Origin of the sequence: Chitinophaga sp., from assembly GCF_036569185.1 — a bacterium.
Lineage (GTDB): Bacteria > Bacteroidota > Bacteroidia > Chitinophagales > Chitinophagaceae > Chitinophaga.
In genome coordinates, this window is the sequence record NZ_DATCRD010000026.1 from 1 (window position 1) to 15,500 (window position 15,500).

Annotated in this window: 10 protein-coding genes; 6 read left to right on the forward strand and 4 right to left on the reverse strand. The window is 48.9% G+C overall.

Annotated elements, in window-relative coordinates; translation table 11 throughout:
* Positions 1-337: 337 nt before the first annotated feature.
* The 6 genes from VIM72_RS01770 (at position 338) to VIM72_RS01795 (ending at position 9,698) form a co-directional block, all read left to right on the forward strand.
* Positions 338-934, forward strand: coding sequence for an RNA polymerase sigma-70 factor (locus VIM72_RS01770; protein ID WP_332001152.1), 597 nt, complete (start codon positions 338-340; stop codon positions 932-934).
* A gap of 52 nt (positions 935-986) precedes the next feature.
* A complete protein-coding gene (locus tag VIM72_RS01775) occupies positions 987-2,186 on the forward strand; it encodes a FecR family protein (RefSeq protein WP_332001153.1) in 1,200 nt (399 codons plus the stop codon).
* A gap of 116 nt (positions 2,187-2,302) precedes the next feature.
* The gene (locus VIM72_RS01780) at positions 2,303-5,650 is read left to right on the forward strand and encodes a TonB-dependent receptor (protein WP_332001154.1); all 3,348 of its coding nucleotides are present in this window, start codon (positions 2,303-2,305) and stop codon (positions 5,648-5,650) included.
* A 19-nt stretch (positions 5,651-5,669) separates the two neighbouring features.
* Entirely contained in the window at positions 5,670-7,199 is a 1,530-nt protein-coding gene (locus tag VIM72_RS01785) for a RagB/SusD family nutrient uptake outer membrane protein (RefSeq protein WP_332001155.1), read from the forward strand.
* Between the two features lie 32 nt (positions 7,200-7,231).
* On the forward strand, positions 7,232-8,674 hold the full coding sequence (locus tag VIM72_RS01790) for an aryl-sulfate sulfotransferase (RefSeq protein WP_332001156.1): 1,443 nt from the start codon (positions 7,232-7,234) through the stop codon (positions 8,672-8,674).
* Between the two features lie 25 nt (positions 8,675-8,699).
* Complete coding sequence (locus tag VIM72_RS01795; RefSeq protein WP_332001157.1) at positions 8,700-9,698, forward strand: c-type cytochrome; 999 nt, start codon at positions 8,700-8,702, stop codon at positions 9,696-9,698.
* A 217-nt stretch (positions 9,699-9,915) separates the two neighbouring features.
* Here the strand turns inward: VIM72_RS01795 and VIM72_RS01800 are convergent, their stop codons facing one another.
* From VIM72_RS01800 to VIM72_RS01815, 4 genes are all read right to left on the reverse strand, one after another.
* Positions 9,916-11,727, reverse strand: coding sequence for a beta-galactosidase family protein (locus VIM72_RS01800; protein ID WP_332001158.1), 1,812 nt, complete (start codon positions 11,725-11,727; stop codon positions 9,916-9,918).
* Positions 11,728-11,808: 81 nt separating this feature from the next.
* Positions 11,809-12,648, reverse strand: a complete 840-nt coding sequence (locus VIM72_RS01805) for an endonuclease/exonuclease/phosphatase family protein (protein ID WP_332001159.1) — start codon at positions 12,646-12,648, stop codon at positions 11,809-11,811.
* Positions 12,649-12,664: 16 nt separating this feature from the next.
* Positions 12,665-13,630: a BT_3987 domain-containing protein gene (locus VIM72_RS01810; protein ID WP_332001160.1), complete on the reverse strand. Its 966-nt coding sequence runs from the start codon at positions 13,628-13,630 to the stop codon at positions 12,665-12,667.
* A gap of 29 nt (positions 13,631-13,659) precedes the next feature.
* On the reverse strand, positions 13,660-15,465 hold the full coding sequence (locus VIM72_RS01815) for a RagB/SusD family nutrient uptake outer membrane protein (RefSeq protein ID WP_332001161.1): 1,806 nt from the start codon (positions 15,463-15,465) through the stop codon (positions 13,660-13,662).
* Positions 15,466-15,500: the final 35 nt, after the last annotated feature.

Sequence of the window (15,500 nt, forward strand, 5' to 3'; positions counted from 1 at the left end):
GTGCAGGATATCACCGGGAAGCCGGCGCGGGATTTTGCCTCCTTTGCTGCAGAATACGCCCCGGCGTTCTCCTAGATGCGGAGATTGTCTGACTCAGGATTAAACTGATTACGCTGATTACGCTGATTTTATTTTTTGGGATTTTATAGATGATTTTAAAGGATTGGGGGAGAAAAGGTGAAATATTCGCTTATATCTTCCCAAATCCTTAAAATCAAAAATGATCAAATCAGCGTAATCAGCGTAATCAGTTTAATCCTGAGTCAGACAAAATCCGCGAATTTTTCCGCGAATTATCCGCCCAATTGCTTATTTTAGTCATCAAATCGAGAATCCAGTGGGCAATGAAGAAGCTGTTCTGTTGCAAAGACTGCAGCAAGGGGATACCGAAGCGTATATAAAACTATATGATCAGTACTACCCCTCACTTTACACTTATATACTCCACTTCATTAATATCCCGGAACTGGCCGAAGATGCACTACAGGAAGTGTTTATAAAGATCTGGGAGATTAGGGAGCGCATCAACCCTGAACTATCGTTCAGCGGTTACCTGTACCGTATTACCCGGAACCATGTATTTAAACTCTTAAAGAAGATCAGCGCCGATGCAGCCCTCCGTTTACAGGTGATGCAGGAATTACAGCAGCAGACCGAAGATGCAGATACGCAGCTGCTCTGGAAACAATACGAATCTTTACTGCACCAGGCCATAGCGCAACTGCCACCCCAGCGGCAGAAAGTATTCCGGCTTTGCCGGGAAGAAAGCAAAAGCTACGAAGAAGTAGCCATAGAACTGGGCATTTCCCGTAATACCGTAAAAGAACATATGGTGCTGGCCATGAAAAGCATTAAGTTCTTCTTTTACACCAATACAGACGGTATTCTTCCCCTGCTACTGGTTTCCGGCATCCTGATGAATCCCTCCAGGTAATTTTTTTTCTCCCCCACCCACCCTACCTTCTTTTTTTGGGATAGTAATATATATGCCCACAGGAAAGAACAATGAATATTACCGGTTATTGCTGCAACGCTGGCAACAACGGACCTGTAGTCCGCAGGAAGCCCTTGAGCTGATGGACTACCTGCGGGACGATGCTTCCGGCCGTACCCTCCTGAACGAAATGCAGGCGGCATTCCGGCAGGTAAAGCCTGCTGATGGCACTCACTCCGGCGAGCCCGGCGACAGGGTCAGGAAGGAGCTGTTACAGCATATACAGGGCACGCCGGTAGTACCGCTCTCCCCCCGGAGGAATGATGGCCGGTTTAAACTGGCTGCAGCTGCAGTGATACTCCTGGGCCTCTCCATTCCGGCTGTATACTTTTTGCGGCAGCCGGCAGCCACCAAAGTAGCTACCACCGTGAACAAGACCGCACCGGCAACTGTAATGCCCGGCGGGCATAAAGCGGTGCTCACTCTCGCCAACGGGGAAAAAATAATACTGGACAGCGCCGGTATACAGCAACTGGCACAACAGGGCAACAGCGCCGTTCATAACCAGGGCGGGCAACTGGTATACGTTAAAACACAGGGAACCAACAGTGCGCCCATTTATAATACGCTCACCACCGGCCCCGGGGAAACCTACCCGCTGGTACTGGCCGATGGCAGCAAAATATGGCTGAATGCCGCTTCTTCTATCCGCTTCCCCGCCACCTTTGCCGGGGAAGAACGCCGGATAGAGCTTAGCGGGGAAGCGTATTTTGAAGTGGCGCATGATGCCCGCCGGCCTTTCCGCGTACTGGTGAACCAGGCAACGGTAGATGTATTGGGCACCAGCTTCAATATCAACTCCTACGCAGATGAAGCCACTATCAATACCACCCTGCTGGAAGGCGCAGTGAAGGTAAACAGTAAGAAAGAAAGCATACAACTGGCGCCGGGTGAACAATCGCAGATAAGCCCCAACGGCCATGTAAAAAAAGTAACCGGTGTAAACACCGCTGAAATAATCGCCTGGAAAGAAGGCTATTTCCAGTTCGAGAGCACGGATCTGACCACTGTACTGCGACAGTTCTCCCATTGGTATGATGTGGAGATTGTATATGAAGGCCAGCTCAGGCCCAGGAAATTTTTCGGGATGATCAGCCGCCGCAGCAGCCTGGTGAATGTTTTAAAAATGCTGAATGCCAACGATGTCAATTACCGCTTAGAAGGGAAAAAACTGATTATACAGGGCGATTAAAGCCTGGAGGTGAACAATTATATCAACCAGTATGACGGGAATGTTCATTGTAACAAAGACTTGTAAAAGAAGATAGCACAACCAAACCATTCTCTCAATCAAAACTCAGCACAAGTATGCAATTACGTACTATTGCCAGTTCCCGGTGTAAAAGCAACCGGCGTCCAACCAAACATCTAAAGGTCAGCCAGTTCCTGGCCCTGCTATGTTTCGCTACCACGGCACAGGTGAGCGCAGCCCCGGACCAGGTAGTAAGCCTGTCGATGAAAAATGCTACCGCCAAAGAGGTGTTCCGGGAAATCAACAAACAAACCGGCCTCAATATCCTGGCAGATGAAGCCTTGCTGGAAAAAAGCGGCAGGGCCAATATCACGGTAAGCAACATGCCTGTAAACGATGCGTTGAATCTTTTTATGCGCAACCAGCCCCTTACTTACAGTATTGAAGGAGGCGCTATCATTGTAAAAACAAAACCGGTACTGCAACCGGCTACTACGCCACCGCCGCCCATCGAGGTACATGGCGTGGTTACCACTGATAAAGGTCAGCCGCTGCCCGGTGCTACGGTAACGGTAAAAGGTACCAAACTCGGCACCGTTACCAATACCGACGGCAGCTTTAAGATCAACGCCAACCCCGGCGAAACACTGGAAATTTCCATGGTGGGCTTTAAAACCTGGTCGGTGAAATTTGACGGCAAAACCACCAGCTTTAAAGTAACGCTTTCCGAAGAAGTATCTAACCTTACCGACGTTGTGGTAGTGGGTTACGGTACTACTAAAAAGAAAGACCTCACCGGTGCTATCAGCTCCATTTCCAGTGAAGATATGAACCTCGGCGGCGTAACCAGCAATGCTGCACAGGCCATCCAGGGCCGCGCGGCAGGTGTGCAGGTGAGCCAGTCGAACGCCGCGCCAGGCGGACAAACCATTGTGCGCATCCGCGGTGGTAACTCCATCAAATCCACGAACGAGCCGCTGTACGTGGTAGATGGCTTCCCTTCTGAAACAGGAAAGGACATCAATCCCAATGACATCGATGATATACAGATCCTTAAAGATGCCTCCTCCACCGCTATTTACGGGGCCCGCGGCGCTAACGGCGTGGTAATGATCACTACCAAAAGAGGTAAGAGCGGCCGCGCCGCCATCCAATATGATGGCTATTATGGTACGCAAAGGATCGTGAAGGAATATGATAAAATGAATGGCCTGGAAAATATGCAGGTCACCAATGCCAAAGCCATCGAAAAAGGACAACCTGCCTTTTATACCCCCGCCGACCTGGCCAGCGGGCGTGACAACGACTGGTTTAAACTGGCCACCCGCCCGGGTATCGTGCAAAGCCATAATTTAAGCGTGAGCGGCGGTACTGCGGAAGACAGGGTAGCATTGTCCGGCAGCTACTTCAAACAGGATGGCGCACTGAAAAATACTTCTTTTGAAAGGTATTCTGTGAGATTGAATTACGATAAGCAATTCGCAAAACGGTTTAAAACAGGAGCCAGCGTATATGCTTCACATGCTTATACCAACTTCAAAACCTATGATGGCAACATTGTGCCCTCCAACGTAATGTACGGCGTGATCACCGCCTCCCCGGCTATTCCTGTGTACAACGACGATGGCTCCTACGCCCGGTTCAAAGGAAGGGATAACCCGCTGGCATGGCTCATGGCCCCTACCAACGACCGGTTCGAGAACAAAGTGAACTTTAACGTATATGCCGACTACCAGATCCTGGACGGCCTTAACTTCCGTGTGAACGGCGGTACGGAATATACCACCACCAAAGAAGGTACCTATCTGCCCCGCGACCTGGTAGATGGCGAGAAAGTACAGGGCAAAGCCAGCCTGAATGACCTGGCTGTTTCCCGCAACCTGGTGGAAGCCTATTTTACCTACCGGAAAATATTTAATACCATCCACTCCCTCAATGTAGTGGCAGGGGTATCTTACCAGTCCGATAAATACCAGAAACATTATTCCCTGGTACAGAAATTCAGCACGGATGCTTTCCTTTACCATAACCTGGAAGCAGGTACCGAGCGACTGTCAAGCACCAGCAACACCATACCCTCAAAAATGGCTTCTGCCTATGGAAGAATCAACTACTCTCTGAAAGATAAATACCTGGCTACAGTAACAGTGCGCCGCGACGGATCATCAAAATTCGGAGGTAACAAACGCTTTGGTATTTTCCCATCAGGCTCCCTCGCCTGGAGAGCCGGTGAAGAAGATTTTATCAAAGACCTGAACATTTTTTCCAACCTGAAGGTAAGAGGTGGTTACGGCGTTACCGGTAACGACAGGATCGGCGATTATATTTACATGTCGCTTTTCGGGCCTACCAACGTATCCCTGGGCGAAGGCAGCGATAGCTATGGTGGAACGGTAATTACCCGCCTGCCCAATGAAGACCTGCAATGGGAAAGCACCGCACAGCTGGACCTGGGTATTGATATGGGCTTTTTCAACAACCGGGTTTCCGCTACTATCGATTACTACCGGAAAAAAACCAACCGGCTGATCTTTGATATGCCTATCGGCGACTGGAATGGTTTTGCCGTACAAACGGTGAATGCCGGCAGCATCGAAAATAAAGGGGTGGAATTATCTGTTACTACTGAAAACATCATCAATCACGCATTCACCTGGAACACCACGGTGAACATTGCCTACAATAAACAGAACTGCCTCGACCTCGGCGGCAGACCATACGTGATCACACAAACCGCTAATCTCTATGGCGGCCGTGGTATGGACTTTACCAAACTGGAACCGGGGCGCGAACTAAGTACGTTCTATGGTTACATCTATGATGGCGTCATAAAAACCGGTGAAGCGCATCCTGCACAGCCCAACTCCAAACCGGGCGATCCGAAATTCAGAGATATCAGTGGTCCCAACGGTAAGCCCGATGGCATTATCGATGCCAACGACCGTACCTATCTTGGCCATGCCAACCCGCATTATATCTATGGTATCAATAACAACTTTGCCTATAAAGGTTTTGAACTGAACATATTCCTGCAGGGCGCACTGGATTACAGCCTGTACAACGGTACCGGCCTGGTGCTGGAATCAGGCCCCGGTAAGGCTGCGCTGAACAGGTGGACCACCAACAACGAAAACACCGATATACCGAGAGATGGATACGCCATTGCCTACGGCGGTTTGATGAATTCCCGCTTCGTGGAAAACGCCTCCTACCTGCGTTGTAAAATGCTGATGCTCGGTTACAATATCCCGGTAGCCAAAACTTTCCTGAAAAGCCTGAGAGGCATTAAAGTATACGGCTCCGTACAAAATTTATTCACGATCACTAAATATACAGGATCAGACCCCGAGGTGAACAGCAATCTCAATAGCAGCGGCAGCAACGCCAACCTGTCGTCAGGATTGGATTACACTGCCTTCCCTGCTTACCGCACCTTTACCGCGGGTCTTAAATTGAACTTTTAACCTGTAAATTCCGGAACAAATGAAATACGCATATATCGCACTCACCACCTTGCTGCTCGGCGCCAGTTCGTGCAAGAAACTGGTGGAACCTAAAGTATACAGTTACCTCACGGATGCCAATGCCTTCCTTACGCTGAGCGATGCCAAAGCCGCTGTAAACGGCGTTTATTCAAGGCTCAAACAACCCAGCGGCAGATCAGATGCCTGGATGTACTACGCAGGGTTCCAGGTTACCATTTCAGATCTTACCACGGATATAGGCCATGCCAGTTCCGGCGGAGACGTAGGACTGATGTCCGACTGCCAGTGGGCGCCGGCCAATACCTACCTGGCCTTCGCCTGGCAACATCAGTATAAACTGGTGTCGGACGCCAACATCTCCCTCTATTATATTCCTAAAATGACCAGCATTACAGATGCACAGAAAGAACAGTTCACCGCGGAGCTCCGCTTCCTGCGCGCACTTGGCTACGTGGATCTGACCGATGCTTTCGGACCGGTAATAGTTGTAACGGAAGAAACAGTGGCGAAAAATATCGCGCAACCTGATTATGAAGCCGCATTACCTACCACACCGGTAGCAGACATCAATAAGATGATCATCAGCGACCTGGAATTTGCAGCGGCCCATCTTCCTGTAAATTATTTAAACAACAGCATCTACAGCAGTAACGATATAGGCCGCGCTACCAAAGGCGCCGCATTGTCGCTGTTATGCAAACTCTATATGCGCGAACATGAATGGCAAAAGGCGCTGGACCTTACCACGCAGATCATGACGCTGGGATATGGATTGTATCCAAGCTATGCAGGGCTGTTTGCAGAGAAAAATAAATGGTGCCAGGAAAGTATCTTCAGCGCGCTGGCAGATCCCCTGGTAGATGCCGTGGAAATCATGAACCACTTCGGCCCGATCAATAATCCGCAGGTAACAGACCGCTGGCAGTATTTTGCTTTAACCTGGTATTTCTGGAATACTTTTGGTGCCAACGACGACCGCAAAAAAATGTTCTATTCCGACTACATAGGCACCGATGGTTTGCATTATATGCAGGCTCCTCCGGGACAAACCAATCCGCCGGATGGATACTACTACATGCCGGATGTAGCTACTACCAAATTCGCCGATCCGAATGGCTCCACTACTTACTATGATGGCCACGTATTCCCCATTCTCCGCTATGCGGATATCCTGTTGTGCAGGGCCGAAGCGCTGAATGAGCTGAATGGCCCCAACAGTGAGTCCATCGCGCTTATTAACCAGGTGAAAGACCGCTCCCATGCCACTAATCTCGGCGCAGCCGGTACCTTTACCAAAGAAAGCCTAAGGGATGCTATTTTACAGGAACGGGGCTGGGAATTCTTTTTTGAATGCAAACGCCGGCAGGACCTGATCCGTATGGGGAAATATGAAAGCGTGGTAAATAAATACCTTACTGCGGTAGGAAAAACACCCACCATTAACCTGGCGCGTGACAAATATTTTCCTTACCCGCAGGCGCAAACGGATCTTAATAAAAATCTCAGCAATAATGGTCGCCGTCAATAACGGTTACTGTTTTTCTAAATTATTCAGTATAGATGATCTCATTGAATAAATTACAACGCCTGCTGCCATTGCTGTCAATGGCGGCAGCGTTGTTGCTGTTTACGACCGGCTGCGGGAACAGTGACGGCAACGATATTATTTCCATTACGCTACTGCCGCAGGGACAAAACGCCATCAAGGTAAAAACGGCTATACTGTGCACCGATACCGTAGATGCAGCCGTGGAATACTGGCAGAAAGGACAGGAACAGCAACGCACCGTTACGCCATTATCTGAGCACCGGGTCAGCCATAGCATGGTGCTCACTAACCTGTTGCCTGAAAAGGCTTATGAATACAGGGTTCTAACCGGTCATGGCAAAGATCTTTATCCCAGTAAGACCTATACGTTCAATACATTTGGTTTACCGGTGTGGATGAAAGATATGTTCAGCGTGATATGCCCCGACAGCTCCGTGCTGCCATCCGCTTTTAAGAAAGGCTATGTAATGCTTACCCGCCGCGATGATCCAGGTACTCTTTTCCTGCTGAATGCCAAAGGCAATATTGTATGGTATCACCAGGTAAGCGGCACTGGTTTTAAAGTGGCAAATTTTACGGAGCATAATACTTTTCTCACGCTGCTGGGTGGCCCCGGTTACGAAACCAGCTACGGCGACCAGATCCTGGAATTGTCCATTTCCGGTGATACACTCGCAAATCTCAAAAAAGGCCAACAGGATTTTAAACAAACCATCCATCATGAAATACTGTTGAACCAGGCCAACCAGTTTGTAACGCTTTGCGTGGAAGAAAGGATCTGTGACCTCAGCAGCAAAGGCGGCAGCAAACAGGATACTGTAAAAGGCGATGGTATCCTGGTGCTGGACAGGCAAGGTAAACAGGTATGGAAATGGACAGTGTTTGATGTGCTGGATCCGCTGAACGATAAAAACATCTTAAAAGAAAAACAAGACTGGATGCACGCCAACTGCATTGCGTTTGATACAGATGGCAACTACCTCATTTCTTTTTATAACAACGGGCAGATATGGAAGATAGATGCCCGCACGGGTAAGCGCCTCTGGACATTCGGGAAGAACGGCGACTTTAACCTGCCGGCGGCCTCGCTGTTTGACCAGGCGCATGCACTGCATATCAATGAGCACGGCGAACTGATGTTCTTCGACAACGGTGTCAGCAAAAAAACATCAAGAACACTTTCCTTTAAGCTGGATGAAAACAACAAGCAGGCCACACTTCGCATTAACAGTATCCTGCCACCGGAAAACTACAACGAACGGATGGGCAGCAGCTATTTAGTAAGCGATACTACCCTGCTGCAATGCGCCACCAAAAGGAATACCGTTATACTGACCAATTTCCAGGGAAGATTTCTCTGGCTGCTGAGAACGGGCATGTCGTCGTACCGGGCTTCTTTTATCCCGGCGGAAAAACTGGCGCCCTACATTATTCAGCCGGGTTATGAACAATAATTGTGCACTACAAAAAAAATTATACATGAGAAGCTTCATTGTGATTTGCGGAATCTGTTGCTGGGGGATAGCGATGATATCTTCCTGTGGATCAGCAGTAACAGGAGAAACAAAAGCCGCCACGCCTGTACAACCGGATAGCGTTTCCTATATCAGTATCGATACTGCGCTGATACCCAATGATCAATTCGGCGAATCGGTAAAGTATGGCCGGGAACTGATGCTCAATACTGCCCGTTATATTGGGCCGGATGGCAGCGCGGGAAAATATCTCGGCAATAAAATGAACTGCACCAACTGTCACCAGGATGCAGGCACCAAAGCGTTTTCGTTTAACCTGATGTCGTCGCACGACAACTACCCCCAATACCGCGGCAGGGAAGGCAAAGTGCTTACACTGGCAGAAAGGGTGAACAACTGCGTTATGCGGCCGCATAATGGCAAGCCCCTGCCGCTCGACAGCAAAGAGATGGTGGCATTCCTTTCTTACTTCAAATGGATCAGCAGCTTTGTGCCTAAAAACAAACCTTTTAAAGGCGCTAAAAACCTGCATCTTACTTTCCCCGATATAGCCGCCAACCCGGAAAACGGCCAGGTGCTTTATCAAACCAACTGCGCCCGCTGTCATGGCCCTAACGGGGAAGGCCAATGGAATGCAGATAAAAGCACTTATGTATATCCGCCGCTTTGGGGCAACAGCGCTTACCAGCCAGGCTCCAGCATGCACCGTGTTATCAAACAGGCAGAGTGGCTGAAAAACAATATGCCTTATGATAAAGTATCACCAGGCAAACCCTTCCTCTCCGATAAGGAAGCAATGGACATAGCCGCGTTTGTAAACAATGACAGGATCCATTCCCGGCCCAATCCCAAAAGCTTCGACTATCCGCATATCGCTGAAAAGGCCATCGATTATGACCACGGCCCCTTCGCTGACACCTTTTCGGTAGCGCAGCACAAATTCGGCCCTTACCAGCCTATCATCGACTACTGGAAGGCGAAAGGGTTAAAGCCGGTATACTAGCGGAGGATCGCCTTCGGCGATGCGGAAATTGTCTTGGAACAGGATTAAACTGATTTCGCTGATTACGCTGATTTGATTTTGTAATGATTAAAAAAAGATTTGAGAAGATTTAAGCGGATATATTCGCTTAAATCTTCCCAAATCTTTTAAAATCCAAAGTAATCAAATCAGCGTAATCAGCGAAATCATCATAATCCGGAGTCAGACAAAATCCGCGTTACAAACTCACTACTCCTTTCACCGGTGCCGGCGCTTCCTGGTGCAGATCGAACACTACAATTTCATTGGCGCCTTTTTTCAGCCATGGTGCAGGGCAATACAGGTTCTTCTGCGGGCCTATTTCCCAGTACCGTCCCAGGTTGTGGCCATTCACCCAAACAATCCCTTTCCTGTAACCGGACATATCGATGTAGGTATCACCGGTTTTATCAAGGTTAAAAGTGGCTTTAAAAAACTGTCCTGGTTTGGCAGCGTTATTGGAAGATGCGCTCAGTTCCTGCACAAACTTTTCTGTCATAGGCAAACCATACACCTCCCAGTTCATCAGCGTCATACCGTTAAGGACTACACGATCCGTGATGCCTTTACGGTCTATCAGTGCATCTGCAAAGTTAATGCGGCCCATTCCCTCTACCAGGATCTCCAGTACAGGATTTTGCACATCACTTTTAGGCAGGTCAATTGTTCTTTCTCCAAGGCGGCGGTCAATTTTCCCCACATATTTGCCATTGAGAAATACCGTAGCATAATCGTGCAGGTCTTTGATAGTCAGCTTGCCACTCTTATGCCCGATCAGCGTGGTTTTATACACCATGAACCCGTAGTCCTGCCCGTAAGCCTCAAATGGCTTTGGCTGTGGCGATTTAACCGGTTGCGGTAAATGATCCCATACGGAAGTAAAAGGGGTGAGATTAAATGCAGGGATCGCAATTGCAGGAACAGGTTTTGGAATAGCAGGTAATTTTTTACCCTTCGGGAGATAGGAACCGATCAGTTTACGCAGCGCTTCGTACTTAGGCGTCGCATTTCCCTGTTCGTTGATGGGCGCATCATAATCGTAACTGGTTACATCCGGTTCATAGCCCTTTCCACCGGAATTGGCGCCGGCAGTATAGCCGAAATTGGTACCTCCATGAATAACGTACAGGTTGAAGGAGCGTTTGGTATCCATGAGGAACTTCACTTCTTTGGCAATGCCATCTATACCTGGCCGTTGCCATTGCTCGCCCCAGTGGGTTAACCAACCAGGGTAAGATTCGCTGCTGAAGGCAGGTACGTCGGGGTTTTGTTTTTTTGCAGCCGCAAAATCAGCTTCAGAACCACCGGAGTCCAGTCCTATGGCTGCACCTTCCACGCCACCGGCTTCCAGCATATAGGCTGTGGCGCCATCTGCTGTATAGAATGGTACATTGATGTCATTCTTCACCCACATCTCTTTCAGCGTATTTAAATATTCCTTGTCGTTGCCATAACTGCCATACTCATTTTCAATCTGCACCATTACAATTGGTCCGCCATTGGTTACCAGCAGCGGTTTTATTTCCGCAGCCAGGCGGTCTACATAAGTAGTGACCGCCGCTATATAACGCGGATCCATACAGCGCACTTTTATATCCGGTGTTTGCAGGAGGTAAGGTGGCAGGCCGCCAAATTCCCACTCAGCGCACACATAAGGGCCCGGGCGCAGCAATACCCACATGCCTTCTTCCTGGGCTATCTTAATAAATTCTGCGATGTTGTGATTACCGGTACTGAAATCAAACTGCCCTTTCACAGGCTCATGATAGTTCCAGAAAACATAGGCGGCAATAGTATTACAACCCATTGCTTTCGCCATCCGGATACGATGACGCCAGTACTCATGCGGAATACGGGCCGGGTGCATTTCCCCGCTGATTACCTGGAATGGTTTCCCATCCAGCATAAAATCAGTTTTACTTAATGCAAAAGAATGCTTGCTTTGCGCCTGCACTGCCTGCCCCATCCAACAGGATAACGCCAGCATGCCGCTTAGGATTACTTTCTTCATTGTTCAAATAAGTTGCAGATAAGCGTCCAAAATACGCCAAAAAATTGATTCCGGGTATTTTTTGTAAGCTTACCTGCTTTCTTATTGCACGCTGATGTCTGCCACTACGGCCTGGTGGTCCGAAGCATATACTTTCAGCACTTCGTCGTACCCTGTAACGCTGCTGTAACGGGTTACAGAAAAACGGTTCACCGGCGTGGTCATAATGTAGTCGATGGTGCGGCCGGGATTATCTGAAGGAAAGGTAAAAGCACATTGCTGCAGGCAGCCTGGGCTCATAAAGCTGCGCATTATATCTATAGTGCGGGAACCGGGAATAGCGTTAAAATCACCGCCAAGGATCAGCGGCAATGAAAGCCCTGCCACTATCTTTTTAATCTCCGCAGCCTGCAGTAAACGACTGTCTTCCTGTGCCAGGTGATCCAGGTGGGTGGCCGCAAAGTAAAACTCATGATCCTCTTTCTTTACGCGGATCATGGCTATGGTCCGGAACTCGCCCCCCACATCTGCCGCTACGGGTAAGGCATAGCGCTTGCTTTCGAGGATCGGGAAGCGCGACAGCACAGCATCTCCATACTCCCCTCCTGCCACATCAATGGCTTTTGTAAAGTACCATTCCATACCGGTAAGCCGGGCCAGTTCCTGTGCCTGGTGCACATTAACACCGGTACGTCTTGTATACACGTCTACCTCCTGCAACGCCACCAGGTCGGGCTTTTCACGGTTAATGACCCTGGCCAGGGACTCCAGGTTGGCAGGCGCGCCCGCGGAAGCACGGGCGCCGTAAATGTTGTAAGTCATCACTCTTACCATCGTTTTAGGTGGCGCCGGCTCCGCGGGTGTAGGCTTGTCTTTATCAGACCTGTTACACGAAAGCATAACGCCTGCCAGGCACAGGGACCAGGGAAATTTCTTTATCATAGCCTTATTCAGTTGATCAGAATGCGTTGATCTCCACCATATTGGTCAGGTAGCTGTCGCCCTGGCTGGCATTGACCGTTAATTTTATAAACCGTGCTTCATGTGCGTATGCCAGGTAAACGGTGCTCACTTTATCATTGGCCAGTGTAAAATTTTCTGAATAAATCCAGGTATTGCCATCAGCGCTCAGCTCCACGATAATATTTTTAGGGTTACCTGTAGCTTTTACTTCCCCGGTATTTTTGTCTGTTCTGCCGGTGATGCTGATACCGTGGATTTTCCGGCTCTCCTGCATATCTACTGTAATGTAATGCGGCGGCCCTGGCTTGGCAGCTTTCCATTGAGTGGTCCAGAAAGTATTTATATCCCCATCAAATGCGTGAATAGCATGCCCATTGGAGGCTCCCTCCCCGGTAGGCTCTTCAGAGGAAAAGCCGGTTACTTTCCATTTGCTGCGGTCTATAGCAGGAAACGGGTTGGAAGCATAATGGCCGTTGATCAGGAAATAAGCGGTGCGCAACTTTTCGTTTACACTCATATTCGTTTCAATGGTTACCGGCAACAGGTAACTGCCTACTCCATCCAGTTTGTCTACATGCACTACCAGGTTTAAAGGAGCCGTGCTATACCTACCGGCCGGAATCACTGCGCTGACCTGCTCCAGTTCATAGCTGCCTTCCGGCAACATGGGATAACTGGTGAAATTATTATTATTGAAGTGATCTATGAGCGAAGCATCCACGCTGAATTTCACCGGGATATCTGATGCCGGTGAATGCGGGCCTCCGTAGCAGGCGCCATAAACAATACTGTCTGCTTTTCCGGATATCTCAAATGAGTAAACAGCGGGAGAGATAACTGCCTGTGGCATGTATACCACGGCGGTGCTGTCGGAAATATCTCTCAGTTCCATGCTGTTGTTCCGGCAACTACTCCAGGCGGTAGCCGCGGCCAGGGAATATATCAATAACTTTATTTTCATCTTCATAAAATTGATCATCAGGAAATAAATTACCAGCCGGGATTTTGTACCAGTTTCCTGTCGCGGTCTATTTCCGATTGAGGAATAGGGAACAGGTAATAGTTCTTCAGGAAAACCCTTCTTTCAAATACCGTTCTCTGGTAAAAAACGAGATCGGTGAGTTTGGTGCCTGCATCCACATTCATTCCGTAGAAGTTGCCGCCATCGGTTTGTTCAGCGATCTTCCAGCGGCGGGTATCAAAATAACGCAGGCTTTCCAGCGCCAGTTCCACCCTTCTTTCATGCCTGATTTTTGTGCGCATAGTGGCTTGTCCCAAACCGGCAGCAACATCCGGCACTCCTGCCCTGTTGCGGATCTCGTTGAGATATTTCAGGATGTCGGGGTTACCTGGTTCGTACTCGTTCAATGCTTCTATATAGTTCAGTAATATTTCCGCATAACGCACCAGTACAAAAGGCCGCGCCACGTACTGACTGATCCTGGGGTTACTGTCAGGATGCACGTTTTTCCTGGCTATATAACCGGTGCGGGGAAAATCCCAGGAGCCTTTTTTACCGGTGTTGCCGGTGAAATAAGTTTGAATCACTTTGTCGCCTTCACTTTTATTGATCCAGAGACTTCCGTTATAGCTAACATTTACATAAAAGCGGGGCTCCCGGTTTACATACATGTTGTAAGTCCCGGCAGTAGTGTATTTGGTAGCGGCAGTAGAAAATCCTGTTTCCACGTAACCCGATCCTGCTTCATAAATGCCTTTCCCATTTTTCATTTCAAATTCATCTACCAGTTGCTGTGTAACGGCAACTGCCGCATAGCCGCTTGCTAAACGCGGCGTTACAGAACGTTCCCAGTCTTTCAGGTTATTCGTGGTCCTGGCAAAAATCACTTCTGAATTCCAGGGATCCAGGAATACATCGCGGGTAGACAGGTAGGGATCAAAAACACCGCTGGTATCATTCTTACGGTACAGGGCAAAGCTGAAACCGGTGATCACATCGCGGGCCGCATCAGCCGCCCGTTTCCATTTTTCACGGTCGTATTGTGAACTGATCAGTTGTTTACCATCCAGGTTGCGGAAGCCGGCATAGTCGGCGTTGCCGTTGAACTGCGGACTGGCAGCCAATAACAGCACCCGGCTTTTAATGGCTTTGCAGGCAGCCTGTGTTGCACGGCCATAATCGTTTTCACCCTGTGCGGTAAAGTGTTTGGGTAATTTCTGCGCAGCAAGGTCCAGTTCGGAAACAATATAGTTCACGCATTCATCGTATGAATTGCGGGGCTTCTGCATTTCCTCATCTGTAGGCAGCAGGTCGCCGGCAATGGGAATATCGCCCAGGATAATAGCGGGCCCATACTGGCGTATGATGCCATAGTAAAAGAATGCCCGCAGGAAACGCGCTTCGGCTTTATACTGGTCGATAAGATCCTGCCCGTTGGGAAGCGCCAGTATTTCCTGGTTACCATCTATATGCTGCATAAAATAAGTAGCAGAACGGATGCCCTGGTAAAACTTTGTCCAGTTATTCATATAGTCTGAGGCAGCGCTCCAGTTGCCCAGGTTCATGGGATAGGTATTATAGCCGGAGCCGGGCCTGTCGTACGTAATATCCGCATCATCTGAACAACCTTCCCATGCGGAGGTATTGCGGTAGGCTTCGTTGGGAATAGTGATGTAGATGTTAGCGAGATACTCTTCGGAATATCTTCTCCGGTTAAATACCTGCTCAATGGTAATACGATCGCCGGGTACCTGGTCAAGAAAATTACTGTTACAGGAAACCGTTAGCATGGATGCGCTCACCAATAAAACGTGTGCGATCTTTTTTATTTTCATCGGGAGAGAATTATTAGTTTTTGAATGATGGTTTC